The organism is Rhodococcus pseudokoreensis (genome assembly GCF_017068395.1).
Classification (GTDB): Bacteria; Actinomycetota; Actinomycetes; order Mycobacteriales; family Mycobacteriaceae; genus Rhodococcus_F; species Rhodococcus_F pseudokoreensis.
In genome coordinates, this window is the sequence record NZ_CP070619.1 from 5,321,562 (window position 1) to 5,339,015 (window position 17,454).

13 protein-coding genes are annotated in these 17,454 nt (G+C 66.6%); all 13 read left to right on the forward strand.

Translation table 11 applies throughout. The features are described 5' to 3' along the window. The first annotated feature begins 64 nt into the window (after positions 1 to 64). The 13 genes from JWS13_RS29470 to JWS13_RS29530 all read left to right on the forward strand — a co-directional run bounded on the left by JWS13_RS29470 (position 65) and on the right by JWS13_RS29530 (position 17,449). Positions 65 to 1,168: an NAD(P)H-dependent flavin oxidoreductase gene (locus tag JWS13_RS29470; protein WP_206008928.1), complete on the forward strand. Its 1,104-nt coding sequence runs from the start codon at positions 65 to 67 to the stop codon at positions 1,166 to 1,168. Positions 1,169 to 1,184: 16 nt separating this feature from the next. After that, positions 1,185 to 2,579 carry an MFS transporter gene (locus JWS13_RS29475; protein WP_206008929.1) on the forward strand — a complete coding sequence of 465 codons (1,395 nt, stop codon included), beginning with the start codon at positions 1,185 to 1,187 and terminating at the stop codon, positions 2,577 to 2,579. Between the two features lie 156 nt (positions 2,580 to 2,735). Further along, positions 2,736 to 3,962, forward strand: a complete 1,227-nt coding sequence (locus JWS13_RS29480; RefSeq protein WP_206008930.1) for a CaiB/BaiF CoA transferase family protein — start codon at positions 2,736 to 2,738, stop codon at positions 3,960 to 3,962. A gap of 146 nt (positions 3,963 to 4,108) precedes the next feature. Continuing rightward, entirely contained in the window at positions 4,109 to 5,242 is a 1,134-nt protein-coding gene (locus JWS13_RS29485; RefSeq protein ID WP_206008931.1) for a thiolase family protein, read from the forward strand. Positions 5,243 to 5,271: 29 nt separating this feature from the next. Then, the gene (locus JWS13_RS29490) at positions 5,272 to 6,417 is read left to right on the forward strand and encodes an acyl-CoA dehydrogenase family protein (RefSeq protein WP_206008932.1); all 1,146 of its coding nucleotides are present in this window, start codon (positions 5,272 to 5,274) and stop codon (positions 6,415 to 6,417) included. 8 nt (positions 6,418 to 6,425) lie between these two features. Then, the gene (locus tag JWS13_RS29495) at positions 6,426 to 7,424 is read left to right on the forward strand and encodes an NAD(P)H-dependent flavin oxidoreductase (RefSeq protein ID WP_206008933.1); all 999 of its coding nucleotides are present in this window, start codon (positions 6,426 to 6,428) and stop codon (positions 7,422 to 7,424) included. A gap of 79 nt (positions 7,425 to 7,503) precedes the next feature. After that, entirely contained in the window at positions 7,504 to 8,178 is a 675-nt protein-coding gene (locus JWS13_RS29500) for an enoyl-CoA hydratase/isomerase family protein (protein ID WP_206008934.1), read from the forward strand. Positions 8,179 to 8,240: 62 nt separating this feature from the next. Next, complete coding sequence (locus JWS13_RS29505; protein WP_206008935.1) at positions 8,241 to 8,978, forward strand: enoyl-CoA hydratase-related protein; 738 nt, start codon at positions 8,241 to 8,243, stop codon at positions 8,976 to 8,978. 43 nt (positions 8,979 to 9,021) lie between these two features. Continuing rightward, positions 9,022 to 10,575, forward strand: coding sequence for an acetolactate synthase large subunit (locus tag JWS13_RS29510; RefSeq protein WP_206008936.1), 1,554 nt, complete (start codon positions 9,022 to 9,024; stop codon positions 10,573 to 10,575). A 201-nt stretch (positions 10,576 to 10,776) separates the two neighbouring features. After that, positions 10,777 to 11,766, forward strand: coding sequence for an NADPH:quinone oxidoreductase family protein (locus JWS13_RS29515; RefSeq protein WP_206008937.1), 990 nt, complete (start codon positions 10,777 to 10,779; stop codon positions 11,764 to 11,766). A 40-nt stretch (positions 11,767 to 11,806) separates the two neighbouring features. Continuing rightward, positions 11,807 to 14,116: an acyl-CoA dehydrogenase family protein gene (locus JWS13_RS29520; RefSeq protein ID WP_206008938.1), complete on the forward strand. Its 2,310-nt coding sequence runs from the start codon at positions 11,807 to 11,809 to the stop codon at positions 14,114 to 14,116. A gap of 111 nt (positions 14,117 to 14,227) precedes the next feature. Then, on the forward strand, positions 14,228 to 15,865 hold the full coding sequence (locus tag JWS13_RS29525; RefSeq protein WP_206008939.1) for an AMP-binding protein: 1,638 nt from the start codon (positions 14,228 to 14,230) through the stop codon (positions 15,863 to 15,865). 153 nt (positions 15,866 to 16,018) lie between these two features. Beyond that, positions 16,019 to 17,449, forward strand: coding sequence for an MFS transporter (locus tag JWS13_RS29530; RefSeq protein WP_206008940.1), 1,431 nt, complete (start codon positions 16,019 to 16,021; stop codon positions 17,447 to 17,449). Positions 17,450 to 17,454 lie beyond the last annotated feature (5 nt).

Below are 17,454 nucleotides of genomic sequence, written 5' to 3' on the forward strand. Positions count from 1 at the left end.
CTCTAGAACACGAAGCTGCGGTCGGGCCATGCTGTGACCAGCGTCTCGTCGACTGGAGGAACTTGTGAATCTCGCTCTGCACACCACAATCTGTGACCGTTTCCGCGCCGAAGTGCCCATCTTCGGGTTCGCGCACTCGCTCGAAGTCGTGGCCGCGGTCACGGAGGCAGGCGGAATCGGGATCTGGGGCGCCACCCGTAACACCCCGGAGGAGATAATCGACGGTCTCGCTTGGCTGCGGGATCGGCTGGGCGACGCCCCCTTCGGGATCGATCTCGTCCTTCCCTCGGGCATGCCCGAGCGGGACGACCGGGCGGCGTTGGAGGCGCAGATCCCGAACCACCACACATCGTTCGTCGCTTCTCTGCGAGCCAAGTACGGCGTTCCGGACGACGGTCTGCCCGGCACGCGGTCCCGCTTCGTACGTTCCCAGCAGATGGCAGACAGGCAGTTGCGGGCGGTTCTCGATTCGGAGGTGCCCATTCTGGCTATGGGCGTCGGAAGTCCCGCAGCGGCGGTGCAGGGCGCGAAGGACCGTGGAAAATGCGTCGTCGCCCTTGTCGGCGCCCCGAAGCACGCACGAAGCGCTGTGGAGTCGGGGGCAGACATCCTGGTGGCGCAGGGCTATGACGCGGGCGCACATACCGGCGAGATCGGCACCTTCAGCCTCGCGCCCCAGATCATCGCCCAGGCGGGCGACGTGCCGGTGGTCGTGGCAGGCGGTGTCGGCTGTGGGTCGCAAGTGGCGGCCGCTCTCGCTCTCGGAGCCGTGGGAGTCTGGTTGGGGACGGCGTGGCTGTTCACGAAAGAACATGCCACGCATCCCGTCGTGCTCGACAAACTCATCCGGGCCTCGTCGAGCGATACGACCCGGTTGCGCGCGGACAGCGGGAAAACGCTGCGTCAGATCAAGACGGCATGGAGTGACGAGTGGGAACGCCCGACCGCGCCGACTCCACTGAAGATGCCGTATCAGGACATCCTCGTCGGAGACTTCCTGGGGGCCGTGGAACGACACGAGATCGAACCGCTGCTCAAGTCCGAGGCCGGTCAGAGCGTCGGATTCTTCAACGAGTTGACCACGGTCGCGGACGTGATCGCTCGCCTGACCGGGGAAGCCGATGACGCACTCGCCGCATTGACCCGTCGTTCGTCGGTTCAGGTCTGAGAAGGAGACGCCGGACATGAGCACAGCGGAGACCAAGGCTGCGGTAGTCGGGGCCGCAGGGAGCGGATCCGGGGCCGGTGCCCGCCGGGTGGCGCGCACCGCCTGGGGCATCACGTTCATGGTGATGCTGTTCCAGATGATCAATTACGCAGACAAAGCCGTATTGGGCATCGTCGCGCGGCCCCTGTCAGAGGATCTCGGCCTCTCACACGCCGATATCGGACTTCTCGGCAGCGCCTTCTTCATCCTGTTCTCGGTGACGGGACTGATCGGGGGCTTCGTCGCCGACCGCATCAAGATCGTGTGGATGCTGCTGGGCATGGTGGTGTTGTGGTCGGTGCTGCAGGTTCCGATCGTGTTGATGGGCACCTTCGGGGCGCTGTTGGTCTGCCGCATTCTGCTCGGCGCCGCCGAGGGTCCGGCGGCCTCACTCAACAACGTCGCGGTCTTCGGATGGTTCCCGAAGGACAAGCGCGCACTGCCTGCTGCGATCGTCACCACCGGTGGCTCGCTGGCGAAGGTCATGCTGGCCCCTGCCCTGGCGATCGTCGTCGCGGCATGCGGGTGGAAGGCAGCCTTTCTCGCTCTGGGTGCGCTAGGTCTGGCGTGGTCGGTGGTGTGGCTGGTCGTCGGCAAGGACGGGCCGTATTCGGTCAGCCGGGCCCGCGAGCGCGCGCAGGCGTCGAGTGGGACCGGTAAGGTCGCGCGGGTCGCATTCTGGCGCATCGCTATTCGACCGACGTTCTGGGGCGGTTCGCTCGGTATGCTCGCCATTTATGGCTTCGTGGCGGTGGTTCTCACCTGGTTGCCCTCGTACTTCGAGCAGGGTCTGGGATTCAGCCGACTGAACTCCGGGTTCCTGTTCGCACTCCCCAGTATCACCGGAGTCGGTGCTCTGCTCTTTTCCTCCATTGTCTCGGACCGGCTGATCCGCCGCGGTCGCTCGGTTCGGGCCGCCCGCGGGGGCGTCGCAGTCGTCGCGTTCGTACTCTGCGGTGTCATGCTGTTGGTCCTGCCCTACGTGACCAATAGCTGGACCGCGGTGTTTCTCGTGGTCACCGCCTACGGTGTCGGTCTGGCCACCTTCCCGCTGATGCAGATCGCCGTCAGCCACATCTGCCCGGAGCGACAGGTGGCCTCGACCGTCGGCGTGTCCGTAGCCATCTACCAGGCATCGGGATTGCTCGCTCCGTGGCTGGCCGGCCGCATCATCGACGCCGCTCCCACCCTCGCCGAGGGGTACGCGACCGCATTCCAGACAGTCGGAATCACCGCGATCGTCGGTGCCGTGCTCATCGCACTGACCGTCGACCCCGAGCGGGACCGGGCTCGGATCGCCGCCCTCGACGCACTGACCCATGCAGACGGATCCGTCGACGACGAGGTGCTTCTGTCCGGTGGGGAACGGTAGTCGATGTCGGGGCCGCCGGAACGTGAGTCAACTGATCGGCCGAACCTATTGCTGCCATCGCAAATGGGACCTTCCACCGTGAGCATCCGCGCACAACGATCGGGGGAGCGGATTCCACGAGGGACCGCGGCAGTCCGTAGTGAGGAGAAACGCAGCATGGAGATCCGCCCGACGCGGCCCGCGACCCAGGGAGGGCACCCCCTCCAGGGCATCAAGGTGATCGACTTCGGTCAGTACATCGCCGCACCGGCTGCGACGGCCGTGCTCGCCGAACTGGGCGCCGAGGTCGTCAAGGTCGAACCGCTGCAGGGCGACCAGGCCCGCCGGGTCGGGGCGTTCGGGGACGCGATGATCCGCGCGTACAACCGAGGCAAGAGGTCGCTCGCCATCGACCTGCGCGACGCACGCGGACGGACACTTGCTCTGCAGTTGGTGGCCGATGCGGATGTGGTGGTGCAGAACATGAGACCCGGTGCTATGGAGCGGCTGGGTCTGGGGCCGGAGGCCGTGCGAGAGGTGAACCCGCGGGCGATCTACGCGTCGGTCACCGGGTTCGGCATGCACGGTCCGTCCCGTAATCGGGCGGGACTCGACATCGCGGCACAGGCGGAAGGCGGGATCATGTCGGTGACCGGCGAAGCGGACGGCGATCCCCTTCGGGTGGGGCTTCCGGTCGTGGATGCCTCGACGGCAAGCTCGCTCGCTCAGGCCATCCTGGCCGCACTGTTTCGTCGAGAACGCACCGGGGAAGGCGCCGAGATCGAAATCTCGCTGCTGGAGGTGGCGATTCATCTTCAGGCAGCCAACTGGGAGGAATACCTCGGCACCGGTCGCGAACCGATGCGGATGGGCAACGGGCAGCCGACGGTGGCGCCCGCGGCCGATGTGATCCGGACGGTCGACGGGCACATCGTGCTGTCCGCGTACACGGATGAGCACTGGAGCACCCTCTGCCGCCTCATCGATCGCACCGATCTGCTCACCGATCCACGCTTCGACTCGAATCCGTCTCGGGTCCGAAATCGTTCGACGCTGTTGCAGATTCTCTCCGACGCGCTGTCCGCCATGAGCACCGAGAGTTGTGTGAAGTGGCTGTCGGACAACGGCATCGTCGTGGGTGCGGTTCGCGGGTACGCGCAGGTTCTCGAATCCGGCGACGTGCACGCGAGTGGCATCTTCCGCACGGACGGCACCGGGAAATACGTCGGACTGCCGTACAGCATCGGCGGGTTGCCGCGTTCGGTCTCGGATCCCGCGCCCGAATTGGGCGAGCATTCCGGTGCCGTGCTGAGGGACGCCGGCGTGGATAGTGCCGAGATCGATGCGCTGATCGAGGCCGGGATCGTCGCACAACCGGATGCCGTCCGGGAAGCCACAGTCTGACGGGTCGGTCCGCGGCCCCTTGCGACGGGCCGTCCGAGTACCCATAGCCCCATCCGATCGCACCGTTCGTATTCGCGTCTTTGTGCGCGACGCCGCGCGCTGATTGATTTGAGTGTGAATTGAACCGAGGCGCGAAGGAGCCACAAATGCGGGATGCAGTCATCGTCGATGCGGTACGAACTCCGGTCGGCCGACGCAACGGATCCTTGGCGGACATTCATCCGGCGGACCTGTCGGCGCACGTGCTGAAGGCGCTGGCCGAGCGGACCGGCATCGATCCGGCAGTGGTCGACGACGTCGTGTGGGGCTGTGTGGGACAGGTCGGGGATCAGGCGAACAACATCGGCCGAAGCGGGGTGCTGGCCGCGGGCTGGCCCACGTCCGTGCCGGCGACGACCGTGGATCGGCAATGCGGTTCGAGTCAGCAGGCGTTGCACTTCGCGGCCGCCGGGGTCATTGCCGGTCAGTACGACGTGGCGGTCGCAGGCGGTGTGGAGTCGATGTCGCGCGTACCGATGGGATCGAGTCGCCAATCCGGGCAACCGTTCGGCCGCACCGTGCTGGACCGGTTCGGTGTCGAGACGTTCAATCAGGGCGTCGGGGCGGAGATGATCGCCGAGAAGTGGGCCTTCTCCCGCCGCCAACTCGACGAATTTGCCGTTGGCTCCCACGAGAAGGCCGCCGCCGCCGTCGATTCGGGCGCGTTGACAGCCCAGATTGCGTCGCTGCCCGGTGTGCTGGACACGGACGAGGGAATTCGGCGCGGGACCACCGTCGACACATTGGCCGGGCTGAAGACGTCCTTCAAGGAGGACGGCGTCATTCACGCCGGAAACGCCTCGCAGATCTCCGACGGCTCCGGCGCGCTGCTGGTGACCACGAGTGAGAAGGCCCGCCAACTCGGTCTGACCCCGATCGCCCGAATCCACACCGCAGTGATGGCCGGCGACGATCCGGTGATCATGCTGACCGGGCCCATCCCGGCGACCGCGAAGGCGCTCGAACGATCCGGCCTGTCCATCTCCGACATCGGCGCGTTCGAGGTCAACGAGGCGTTCGCTTCGGTTCCACTGGCCTGGCTCGCGGAGACGGGAGCCGATCCGGCTCTCGTGAATCCCCTGGGCGGCGCGATCGCGGTCGGCCATCCGCTCGGCGGTTCCGGCGCGGTGCTCATGACACGGCTCGTGCACCACATGCGGGACAACGGCATTCGATACGGCCTGCAGACGATGTGCGAGGGCGGCGGCATGGCCAACGCCACGATCCTCGAACTGCTCTGAACGACCACTGAACAGAAGGATATTTCGACATGAAGCGAACAGTGTTCAACGAGGACCACGAGACCTTCCGCAAGGTCGTCCATGAGTTCCTGGCCCGGGACGTCGAACCCCACTACGAGGCGTGGGCCGAGGCGGGTGTCGTGGACAAGACGGTGTTCCACAAAGCCGGCGAGATCGGCATCACCGGCCTGCAGATCCCCGAAGAGTACGGCGGCGGGGGCATCGAAAGTTTCAAGTTCAACGCGGTTGTCACCGAGGAACTCGTTCGCTCCGGCGCGAGCCTCGGTGGGCTGATGCTGCACACGAACGTGCTGCTCCCATACTTCCTGGAGTACGCGACCGAGGAACAGCGCAAGCGGTGGTTCCCGGGAATTGTGTCCGGTCACATCGTCGGGTCCATCGCGATGACCGAACCGGGTACCGGTTCGGATCTGGCGGGCATGGCGACCACGGCGGTGCGTGACGGCGACGCCTACGTTCTGAACGGCGCCAAGACCTTCATCACCGGTGGGATCAACTGCGACCTCGTCGTGGTGGTCGCGCGCACCGGCAAGGGTGAGGACCGTCGGGACGGGCTGTCCCTGTTGGTCGTCGAGGACGGAATGCCGGGCTTCGACCGCGGCCGCAACCTGAAGAAGCTCGGGCTGAAAGCGCAGGACACAGCGGAGTTGTCCTTCACCGACGTTCGGGTTCCGGTGACGAACCTGCTCGGTGAGGAGGGCAAGGCCTTCGGCTACCTGGGGTTCAACCTCCCGCAGGAACGGCTGGCCACCGCGATCAACGCACAGGCCAGCGCCGAGGCGGCACTGGCCATGACCGTCGACTACGTCAAGGAACGAAAAGCCTTCGGCACGACGATCAGCAGCTTCCAGAACACCAAGTTCGAATTGGCTTCGTGCGCAATCGAAATCGAAGCCGGACGAACGATGGTGGACCGCGCGCTCGAAGAACTCGACGAGGGCACGCTCACGGCCGCGGACGCGGCGAAGGTCAAGGTGTACACCACCGAATTGCAGGCCCGGGTGATCGACCGGTGCCTGCAGCTGCACGGCGGCTACGGGTTCATGATGGAGTATCCGATCGCTCGAATGTACGCGGACGCCCGCGTCACCCGGATCTTCGCGGGCACCACCGAGGTGTGCAAGTCGATCGTCAGCAAGTCGCTGGGTCTGTAGGAGGGCTGATGCTGAAGACACGATTTACCGAGCTGTTCGGGGTCACGCACCCTGTCGTGCAGGGCGGAATGCAGTGGGTGGGACGGGCCGAGCTCGTGGCCGCGGTGGCGAATTCGGGTGCGCTCGGATTCATCACCGCGTTGACCCAACCGAGCCCGGACGCGCTGGCGGTGGAGATCGCGCGTTGCCGTGAAATGACGGACAAACCGTTCGGCGTCAACCTCACCACCCTGCCCTCGATCAGCCCGCCGCCGTATGCCGAGTATCGCGATGCGATCATCGAGTCGGGTGTGAAGATCGTCGAGACGGCCGGGAACAACCCGGAGCCGCACATGCCGGCCTTCCGCGCGGCAGGCGTGAAGGTGCTGCACAAGTGCACGAGCGTCCGGCACGCGTTGAAAGCGGAGGCGGTGGGCGTCGACGCGCTGAGCATCGACGGCTTCGAATGCGCCGGACACCCCGGTGAGGACGACGTTCCGGGACTCATCCTGATCCCCGCCGCGGCGCGGGCACTGAAGATTCCCTTCATCGCGTCGGGCGGATTCGCGGACGGACGCGGGCTGGCCGCAGCGTTGGCACTGGGCGCCGAGGGCGTCAATATGGGCACCCGGTTCATGTGCACGGCCGAGTCGCCGATCCACGAGACGGTCAAACAACAGATCGTCGACGCGTCCGAACTCGACACCGAGCTGATCTTCCGGCAACTGCGCAACACGTCGCGCGTCGCCAGCAATACGGTCAGCCGTGAGGTGGTCAGCGTGCTCTCCGCGGGAGGAGCGTTCGACGATGTTCGTGACCTGGTCGCCGGTGCGCGCGGCAGGAAGGTGTACGAACTCGGCGACCCCGAGGCCGGCATCTGGGCGGCGGGCATGTCGCAGGGCCTCATTCACGACGTCCCCACGGTTGCCGAACTCGTCGACCGGATCGTCGCGGAGGCCGCCGACCTGATCCAGGGCCGCCTTGCCGGTCTGTGTGCGGGGAGTGACGCCGTCCTCGTCGGCTCCTGATCGAGGACCGCTTCGTGCGACGGCGCCGGGAGGAGCCAGGCCCCTCCCGGCGCCGGTTACCGATTCTGAAAGGAACGCGATGAGCGCATCATCTCAACCCGAGGGCACAGACGTCGTGCGCGTCCGCCGCCACGGGAGTGGCCGTATAGAAATCGAATTGAACCGTCCCGGCCGCAAGAACGCCCTGACGATCCCGATGGTGACCCAACTCGCGAACGCTCTCGGTGACGCCCAGGACGACGACGCCGTGACTGCGGTGCTGCTGCACGGCGCAGGCGGATGCTTCAGCTCCGGACTGGATCTCGCCGAGGTCCGCCCGGGTGAGCCTGCGATCTCGGCGGCGATTGCCGAACTGCATGCGCGTCTGGCGGCACTCGAGAAGCCCTTGGTCGGGGCGCTGGAACGAGCCGCGGTCAACGGCGCTGCGGCGATCGCGCTGGCGTGTGACCTGCTGGTGGTGGGCGAGAAGTCATTCCTCCTGGTCGGCGAGGCGGAGATGGGTGTCGCGGCTCCGAACAACCTGCGATGGTTGCTCGCGAAATATGGCGTGAATCAGGCCCTGCAACTCACGTTGGCGTGTGAACGTCAATACGGCCCGGACCTCCTGCGCCGCGGAATCGCGTACGCGATGGAGCCGGACGAGCACGTCCTTTCCAGGGCGACGGAACTCGCCGAGAAGATGGCGGCCTACCCCGACGGCGGTGGAACCGCCATGAAGCACGCGATTCTGGCGCACGACACCCAGCACGCCTGAGGTCGGGCACCAGCGCACTCCAACACACAGCCGGCCCCGTGCCGCACGACACGAAGGTACACATGACCATTCGGACCGAAACCGTATCCGAGGGCGTCCGCCTGCTGACGATGGACCGCCCGCACCGCCGCAATGCTCTCGATTCCACCGACTATCAGGCTCTCGCGGCGGCAATCGAAGACGCAGACAGCGATCCCGATGTGCGCGCAGTGGTCGTCACCGGCGCCGGCGGTGTCTTCACCAGCGGGAACGACATCGAGAACTTCCAGGAGTCGCGGACCGAGGGCGGCGCCGCAGGGATGGTTCTCCTCCGTGCACTGGTGTGTGCGCGCAAGCCGATCATCGCCGCGGTCGAGGGATTCGCGATCGGCATCGGAACGACGATGCTGCTGCACTGCGATTTCGCCTTCGCCGGCAAGGCCACCCGATTCCGGCTCCCCTTCGTTCCGTTGGGGCTGTGTCCCGAGGGCGGGTCGAGTTACCTGCTTCCACAGGTCGCGGGTCTGAAGCGGGCCACCGAGTTGCTGATGCTGGGCGATCAGTTCGATGCCGATGACGCGGCGGAAGCCGGTGTGATCAACCGTGTCGTCCCCGATGGCGACGCCCTCGAGGTCGCGCTCGAGCGGGCTGCCGGACTCGCCGCGGCGCCCGCCGAATCCGTGGAACTGACGAAGATGCTGCTGCGGCGGCCGATCCGAGATGCGGTGCTCGAGACGCTGGACGTCGAGGCCGTACACTTCGGGAGGCGGCGGCAATCCGAGGAAGCGCAAGCGGCTTTCGCCGGATTCATGCGAAGGTGAATGCCGGTGAGGGTGGTCCGCATCGACGAAAGGTGGCCCGCACATGAACGGTGCGCAGTCCGTGATCCGCACGCTCGTCGACTCGGGGGTGGAGGTGTGTTTCGGTAACCCGGGAACATCCGAGATGCATTTCGTGGCCGCACTCGATTCGGTACCCGCGATGCGGGGCATCCTGGGGCTTTTCGAAGGCGCCGTGACCGGTGCGGCGGACGGTTATGCGCGAATCGCGGGTAAGCCCGCAGCGACGCTGCTGCACCTCGGGCCGGGGATGGCCAACGGGTTGGCGAACCTGCACAACGCACGTCGCGCACACACGCCGATCGTGAACGTCGTCGGTGACCATGCCACGTACCATCATCGGCTCGACGCTCCCCTCGAATCGGACATCGATGCACTCGCGGGCTGGCTCGAGGGGTGGTCGCGCCGGGCGGTCGACACGGAATCGGCGGGCAAGGATGCGGCAGATGCCGTTGCTGCGGCGATGGATTCACCGGGGCGTTGTGCGACGCTGATCCTCCCCGCGGACGTGTCGTGGGGCGAGGGTGGTGTCTCCTCCCCGCCGGCAGCGCGCTCTGCGCGTCCGAGTGTCGCGTCCGGGACGGTGCGTGCGGTCGCGGCGGATGTCGTCGCGGACGGGCGCACCACGATACTGCTCGGTGGCGAGGCGTGCCGCGAGCGCGGGCTCCGGGCCGCCGCCAGGATCGCGGACGCAACGGGCGCAGAGGTTTTGGTCGAGACCTTCCCGGCCCGGCTCGAGCGAGGGGCCGGCCTGCCGGCGTTCGACAGATTGGGATATCTTGCCGAACAGGCCACCCGGCAACTCCAGAGCGCTGCCCGCCTGATCCTGGCGGGCGCAGTATCGCCGGTCTCGTTCTTCGCATATCCGGGCAGGCCCGGTGACCTGGTGCCCGCGGGTGTCACCGTCACGACCCTCGCGGAGGTCGGGGATGACGTGACGGGTGCCCTCGAGGCGGTTGCCGACGCGGTTGCGCCGGGAGCGGAGCCGACGGTGCGGGCGCCGCTTCGCCCACCGCTGCCGAGTGGTCCACTGAACGTCCGGAACTGGGCGGACGTCATCGGCGCGCTGCTCCCCGACAACGCGATCATCTCGGATGAATCGAATACGTCCGGTGGTGGCCTCGCGGCGGCACTGTCCGGGGCACCACGACACGACGTGCTGATGCTGACCGGCGGCGCGATCGGGCAGGGAATCCCCGTGGCCACCGGTGCCGCTGTCGCGGCGCCGCACCGCCCGGTCGTGAACCTGCAGGCCGACGGAAGCGCGATGTACACGATCAGCGCGTTGTGGACGCAGGCACGCGAGCAGCTCGACGTCACCACGGTCCTGTTGAACAATCGCGCGTACGCCATCCTGCGCATGGAACTGCAACGGGTCGGGGCGGAAGGCGCAGGCGCCGCCGCCAATTCGATGCTCGACCTGTCTGCGCCGAACATGGACTACGTCAAGATCGCCGAAGGACTCGGCGTCCCGGCCTCGCGTGCTACCACCGCAGAGGAGTTGGCGGAGCAGTTCTCCGCCGCGCTCGCCGAGCCCGGCCCACACCTCATCGAGGCCGTGATTCCGCCGCTGCTCTGATCGAGCGGCTCTTCGGGCGGAGTCGGCGACGGCCGTCACGGGCGTCGGGTGACGGCGGAATCCGCTGTGCGGAACCGGCTGGAAGGTGCGGCCCATAGTCGCGACCTATTCCAACGTACGACAAGGCGTCTTGGACAGTACTCGGCTGCCGCTCTTGAATTGGTGTACTACCTCACCATTTCCGTCGTCGAAGGAGCGCAGATGCGTGCATGGCAGATCACCCGGCTGGGGCAACCCGAGGATGCCCTCGAACTTGTCGAGTCCCCCGACAGGGCGCCTGCGGCCGGTGAGGTCGCCGTCCGGGTGGCTGCTGCCGCGTTGGGGTTTCCCGATCTGCTGCTGTGCCGTGGCGAGTACCACGACAAGCCGGAGCTGCCCTTCACCATCGGCGGGGAGGCGGCGGGCACCGTCGTCGAGGTCGGCCCGGATGTAGACGGTGTCGACGTGGGCGACCGGGTGATCGTCACTGCCGGGGAGACTGTCGGCGGCGCGCTGGCCGATCGGCTCGTGGTACCGGTGGATCGGATACTCCCGGCGCCGGACGGGATGCCGCTCGAGCAGGCGGCGGCTTTCTTCGTCGCCTACCAGACGTCGTACATGGCGCTGCTCCGTCGAGCCGGGTTGCGTAGCGGCGAGACGGTACTGGTCCACGGGGCTTCGGGTGGGATCGGGAGCGCCGCCGTGCAGTTGGGCAAGGCGGTCGGGGCGCGGGTGATCGCCGTCGCGGGCGGCCGCGCGAAGACCGAGGTGTGCCGCGGGCTCGGCGCGGACGAGGTCGTCGACCACCGGGAGGAAGATTTCGTCGCGGCCGTGAAGAACCTGACTGACGGGCGTGGCGCCGACGTGATCTACGACTCGGTGGGTGGGGATGTGTTCGACCGATCCCGGCGGTGCATCGCCGTCGAGGGTCGACTGCTCGTGGTCGGTTTCGCGGGCGGAACCATTCCGCAGTTCGCAGTCAATCATGCTTTGCTGAAGAACTATTCGGTGGTCGGGTTCCGTACACGTCCCTTCCGGGACGATCCGGTGTACGTCCGTGAGGTGCATGACGCGCTGTGCGAGTTTCATTCTCGGGGGCTGGTGTCTCCGCTGGTGGACACGGTCGACTTCGACGGTGTCCCGAAGGCGGTTCGCCGGCTCGGTGAACGAACGGTCGTCGGGCGTGTGGTGGTACAGATTCCAGATTCGTGAATGATGCTGCGCTACAGCTGATACTACAAGGAGAAGATCTATGAGCTTGACGACGACGGCGGAACATCGTGCGCTCCGCGACGCGGTTCGGCAGTTCCTCGCCGAGACCAGTGAACCCGCCGAGGTGCTGGCCGTCCAGGAAACCGAACTCGGTTACCGGACCGGGATGTGGGCCACGATGGCGGAGCAACTCGAACTGCAAGGGATGCTCGTCGACGAGAAGCACGGCGGTTCGGGCGCCGGCATCGGCGATCTCGTCGTGGTGGCCGAGGAATTCGGCCGTTTCGCGGCGTGCAGTCCCTTCTTCTCCAGTTCGGTGCTGACCACGCTGGCGATCGCGGACTGTGCCCAGGAGCAGTGGCGCACGGAGCTTCTGCCCGGCCTCGCGTCGGGCGCTCGCATCGGTTGCCTGGCGTTCGCGGACGCCGACGGGTGGTGGACCGAGGGCTCGGAGCCGGTGCGCGCTCACCGGGACAGTTCAAGCTGGCGGCTGGACGGTCGCGCCCACCATGTGATCTTCGGTCACTGCGCCGACTTCGTCGTGGTCGCGGCCCGCGCCGCCGACGGTATCGGCGTGTTTCTGGTGGATCCAGCGGACCGGGGTGTTCGTCGGACCAGGCAGCCGGTGCTGGATCTGACGCGCCCGCTCACGACCATCACGTTCGACGGCGCCGAGGCGCATCGGATCAGCGGCGACACCGACGTGTCCGAGGCGCTGTCCGGCGCACTGGACAAGTCACTGGTCGTGCAGGCCGCGGAGAGGGTCGGTGGGGCTCGCCGGTGCGTCCAACTGACCACCGATTATGCGAAGACCCGCAGTCAGTTCGGCCGGCCAATCGGCGCGAACCAAGCGGTCAAGCACGGACTGGCGGACCTGTTCCGTGCACTCGAACCGATCGCCGCTGCCGTCGGTGTCGCCGCGCACGCCGCCGATACCCGAGCCTCGGAGCTGCCGGCACTCGTGAGCCTGCTGTCCGTCGCGGGAAGTGAGCGGTATCTGCAGATCGCCGGAGAATCCATTCAACTGCACGGCGCGATCGGCTTCACCTGGGAACACGAGACGCACCTGCATCTCAAGCGGGCGAAGACGGATCAACTCATGTTCGGGTCCTCGACCTGGCACCGCGAGCGTCTGCTCGACGGAGTTCTGGCGACCACGCACACTGGGGCCGAGGCGCCGGCGCGTGCCGACGAGCCCGCGCCACTCGCGGAACTGCGGGCCGAGGTTCGGGCCTGGCTTGCCGAGCACCACGCCGAGGGCATGCCACTCGAATATGCGCAGGAACCGTTCGGCCACCAGGATTCCGATGCGGAGAGGCGCTGGATCGATCTGCTGCGCGAGGGCCGTTGGCTGTGCCTGTCGTGGCCGGTGGAACACGGCGGCCGGGGGCTGGGGCCGGTCGAGAACCTGGTCGTGGAGGAGGAGTTCGCCCGCGCGCGCCTCCGGCGGCCGCATCTCGGGATGGGTGAGAGCCTGCTCGCGCCCGCGTTGCTGGAGCACGGGACGGAGGAGCAGAAGCGACGGTTCCTGCCGCGCATTCTGTCGGGTCAGGACACCTGGTGCCAGGGGTTCTCCGAACCCGAGTGCGGATCCGACCTGGCCTCGCTCCGTACCGGTGGAACCGTGGTCGGCGACGAGCTGCGGATCACCGGCGAGAAGATCTGGACCAGCTACGGTGACCAGGCAAACATGATGTTCCTCCTGTGCCGCACCGATCGGGAGGCGCCGAGGCACCGAGGCATCTCCTACGTGCTCGTTCCGATGACGGACAACGGCATCGATGTGGATCCCATCAAAAGGCCGTCGGGTGACAGCGGGTTCGCGCAGGAACGGATCGCGGACGCCCGCGCGCCACTGAGCAACGTTGTGGGCGGCCTCGGGAACGGCTGGAAGGTCGCGATGACGACACTCGGCGCCGAACGGGCGGGCCAGGCGGCGACGCAGTACGTCGGATATCGCCACGAACTCGGTGTGCTGGTGGAGAAACTCGAGAAAGTCGGTCGGCTCGGCGATGCGATCGTCCGGCAGCGGCTCGCGGAACTCGCGATCGAAGTCGAGCTCATGCGCGCCGTCGGTTCCGTGATCGGTGCCCGAGTCGCGGTGGGGCAATCTGTGGAGGAGTTGCTGGCGATCGACAAGGTCAACTGGTCGGAATACCACTGCACCTTCGGTTCGACGGCCCTCGAGCTTATCGGCGCGTCCGCCCTGATTCGTCCCGAGGGCGACGGCTACCCGCTCGATGCGCTGCAGCGCGTGTTCCTCGAGAGCCGTGGCCGCCGGATTGCCCGTGGGTCGAATCAGATTCAGCGAAACATCATCGGCGAGCGCGTCCTGGGGTTGCCTCGGTAGCCGGTAACCTCGCCCGCACCGACAGTGAGTCCAGCCGCAGATCCGGGCATTTCCGGTCTACCGCACAGCGGGCACAATTGACGGCATCGATCGAGAGAGCAGGTGCGGGCGATGAGCTGGTACGACGACAGGCCGTGGTTGAAGCACTACGACCATATCGCGCAGCCGGTGGCGCCGCCGCGTACCACGACGCAGATGCTCTCAGAGGCGGTGGCGTCGTCGCCGGACGGTCCGGCGGTGAACTATCTCGGGGCGACCCTGACCTACCGGGATGTCGACGAACTCAGCGACGGTATCGCCGACTACCTGTGTGAGCGGGGGTTCCGTCCCGGCGACAGGCTGGGCCTGTATCTGCAGAACGTCCCACAGTTCGTGCTCGCCGTCTTCGGGGCGTGGAAGGCCGGCGGCGTTGTGGTCCCTCTCAATCCGATGTATCGGGACGAACTCGTTCACATCTTCGCCGATGCGGAGGTGACGGCGCTGGTCTGCGGGGAGAGCGAGTGGGCGGACCGCGTCGGCCTGCGCGCCGGGGAGGCGGGCGTTCGGATAGTTCTCACCGCGAGCGAACTCGATCTGCAGACGACGGACGACCCGCGGTTGTTCGCGGGCCGCGAACGCATCCGCAGCCGGGGTATCGCCGACTTGCTGGAGGTGGCGACGTCGCGGGCGGGCAGGAAGATCGTCGACCCGGGGCTGCACCCCGGCAGCGTTGCGCTCGTCTCGTACACCTCCGGGACCAGCGGACGTTCCAAGGGGGCCACGAACACGCACGGGAACCTCACCGCCAATGGTTCCAACCTGCGCCTACTGTCCCGTGTTCCCTCCGGTGCGCCGATCTTCGCGTTGGCTCCGCTGTTCCACATCACCGGCATGGTCGGTCAGTTGCTGAACGCGGTCGATCTGGCGAGCCCACTCGTGCTGGCGTACCGCTTCGAGCCGGGTGTGGTGCTCGACGTCCTGCGGCGTGAGCGTCCCGCCTACATGGTCGGACCGTCAACCGCCTATATGGCCCTGATGTCGCATCCAGCGTTCTCGCGCGACGCGTTTAGCTCGTTCCGGACCGTCGCCTCGGGTGGTGCCCCCTTGCCGCCCACGGTGGTGGAACGTTTCCGGGACGCGACCGGGCTCTACCTCCGCAACGGCTACGGCCTCACCGAATCGACCGCGGCGACGTCGGTCGTACCCCTGGGAGGCGAAGCTCCGGTCGATCCGGACTCGGGCACGCTGTCCGTCGGGTTGCCGCTTCCGGCCGCGCTGGTACGGATCGTGGACGAGCATCGTCACGATCTGGGGCCCGGCGAGATCGGAGAGATCACGGTCGAGGGGCCGATGGTGGTGCCCGCGTACTGGAATCTGCCGGACGCGACGTCGCAGTCGATACCGAACGGCCGTTTGTATACCGGTGACGTGGGCTTCATGGACGCGGACGGTTGGTTGTACGTCGTGGACCGCAAGAAGGACATGATCAACGCGTCGGGGTTCAAGGTGTGGCCGCGTGAGGTCGAGGACGTGCTCTACCAGCATCCGGCGGTGCGGGAGGCCGCCGTCGTCGGAGTGCCGGACGACTACCGCGGCGAAACTGTCGCGGCGTTCGTCAGTCTGCGGCCGGGGCAGGCCGTCGAGCCTGAACAGGTGATGTCGTTCTGCCGGGAGCGGTTGGCCGCGTACAAGGCGCCACGGTCGGTGGAGGTGCTCGAGGAATTGCCGAAGACAGCCAGTGGAAAGATTCTTCGTCGTGAGATGCGTTGATGGGCAGACGCGTTCGGAAGTTCACTTGTCTACTGCCAGGCATATGATCTGTCGATTGCCGGAATAGGGGTCCAGTCTTTGCTCTCTGTGACCCATGCCATTTGAATTGACTCTCATGAGTGCAATCACAGCCGCCGAGATGGAGATCTCCTCATGACTGTCACCAACGGCCCGAATCGTGCGGGCAAATCCGAGGTTGAAATGACCGAGGCAACCCATCCGGTGGGAACCCGAACAGCACGTACCGCGTGGAGCATCACGTTTCTCGTGATGATCCTGCAAACGGTGAACTTCGCCGACAAGGCGGTGCTCGGCATCGTCGCTCGCCCGCTTTCGGAGGACCTGGGCCTGTCGAACGCCGACATCGGGTTGCTCGGCAGCACCTTTTACGTTCTGTTCGTCGTGACCGGCCTGCTGGGAGGGTTCATCGCCGATCGGGTGAAGATCGTCTGGATACTCCTGGCGATGGCTCTGCTCTGGTCGCTGGTGCAGATCCCGATTCTGCTGGTCGGTACGTTCGGGGCGTTGATCGTCAGCCGGGTACTGCTGGGTGCCGCCGAAGGTCCGGCTTCGTCGCTCGCGAACGTGGCGGTGTTCGGATGGTTCCCGAAGAGCAAACGCGGACTGCCCTCCGCCGTGGTCACGTCCGGTTCGTCGCTGGCCAAGATTCTCATGGCGCCCGCACTCACGCTCGTCGTTGCCGCGTACGGCTGGAAGTCGGCGTTCTTCACGATGATGGTCGTCGGCGTGGTCTGGGCGGCGGTGTGGCTGGTGGTCGGCAAGGACGGCCCCTACTCGGTCAACACGGCCCGTGAGCGTGCGAAGGCGGCCGACACCGACAGGGTGAAGCGGGTGAGCATCCTCCGGATCGCGGCGCTGCCGACTTTCTGGGGCGGGGTGCTCGGCATGTTCGCCATCTACGGCATGGTCGCGGTGATCCTGACCTGGCTTCCGTCGTATTTCGAGCAGGGCCTCGGCTACAGCAGGGTCAACTCCGGGCTGCTCTTCGCGCTGCCCAGCGTCACGAGCATGGCAGCGATGCTGTTGAGCTCCTACGTCACGGACCGTCTGGCCGGACGAGGTACCACGGTGCGTGTCTCGCGCGGTCTCGTGTCCGCTGTCGCGTTGTTCGTGTGTGGTGCCTGCCTGGCCGCGATCCCGTACGCGACCAGTTCCTGGATCGCCGTGGTTCTGGTGGTCACGGGTTACGGCGTCGGCGTGGCGACCTTCCCCCTGATGTTCGTCGCCGTTACCCACATCAGCCCGGAGCGCCAGGTCGCGTCGACCCTGGGTGTGTTCGTCGCGTTGTTTCAGACCTCCGGAATTCTGGCCCCCTGGCTCACCGGCCACCTCGTGGACGCGGCATCGAGTCCGATCGACGGGTACACGACGGCCTTCCAGATCTTCGGCGTGGTGGCGATCGCCGGTGCCGTGGTGATGTTCCTGACGGTCGACCCGGAGCGCGATCGTGCGCGAGTTGCGGCGATCGATCCACTGACCAACGCCGATGGTGAGGCCGAGGACGAGGAGCTGCTAGCGGTGGCGCGCGACGAGGACTCCGGACGCGGACCGGAAGGCCTGTGAGCCGA

Bases quoted from the DNA above. Each gene is read 5' to 3' on its own strand.
- JWS13_RS29480 (WP_206008930.1), top strand. From the start codon at position 2,736: ATGGAGATCCGCCCGACGCGGCCCGCGACCCAGGGAGGGCACCCCCTC.
- JWS13_RS29495 (WP_206008933.1), top strand. From the start codon at position 6,426: ATGCTGAAGACACGATTTACCGAGCTGTTCGGGGTCACGCACCCTGTC.
- JWS13_RS29475 (WP_206008929.1), top strand. From the start codon at position 1,185: ATGAGCACAGCGGAGACCAAGGCTGCGGTAGTCGGGGCCGCAGGGAGC.
- JWS13_RS29525 (WP_206008939.1), top strand. From the start codon at position 14,228: ATGAGCTGGTACGACGACAGGCCGTGGTTGAAGCACTACGACCATATC.
- JWS13_RS29510 (WP_206008936.1), top strand. From the start codon at position 9,022: ATGAACGGTGCGCAGTCCGTGATCCGCACGCTCGTCGACTCGGGGGTG.
- JWS13_RS29500 (WP_206008934.1), top strand. From the start codon at position 7,504: ATGAGCGCATCATCTCAACCCGAGGGCACAGACGTCGTGCGCGTCCGC.
- JWS13_RS29520 (WP_206008938.1), top strand. From the start codon at position 11,807: ATGAGCTTGACGACGACGGCGGAACATCGTGCGCTCCGCGACGCGGTT.
- JWS13_RS29490 (WP_206008932.1), top strand. From the start codon at position 5,272: ATGAAGCGAACAGTGTTCAACGAGGACCACGAGACCTTCCGCAAGGTC.
- JWS13_RS29485 (WP_206008931.1), top strand. From the start codon at position 4,109: ATGCGGGATGCAGTCATCGTCGATGCGGTACGAACTCCGGTCGGCCGA.
- JWS13_RS29515 (WP_206008937.1), top strand. From the start codon at position 10,777: ATGCGTGCATGGCAGATCACCCGGCTGGGGCAACCCGAGGATGCCCTC.
- JWS13_RS29505 (WP_206008935.1), top strand. From the start codon at position 8,241: ATGACCATTCGGACCGAAACCGTATCCGAGGGCGTCCGCCTGCTGACG.
- JWS13_RS29530 (WP_206008940.1), top strand. From the start codon at position 16,019: ATGACTGTCACCAACGGCCCGAATCGTGCGGGCAAATCCGAGGTTGAA.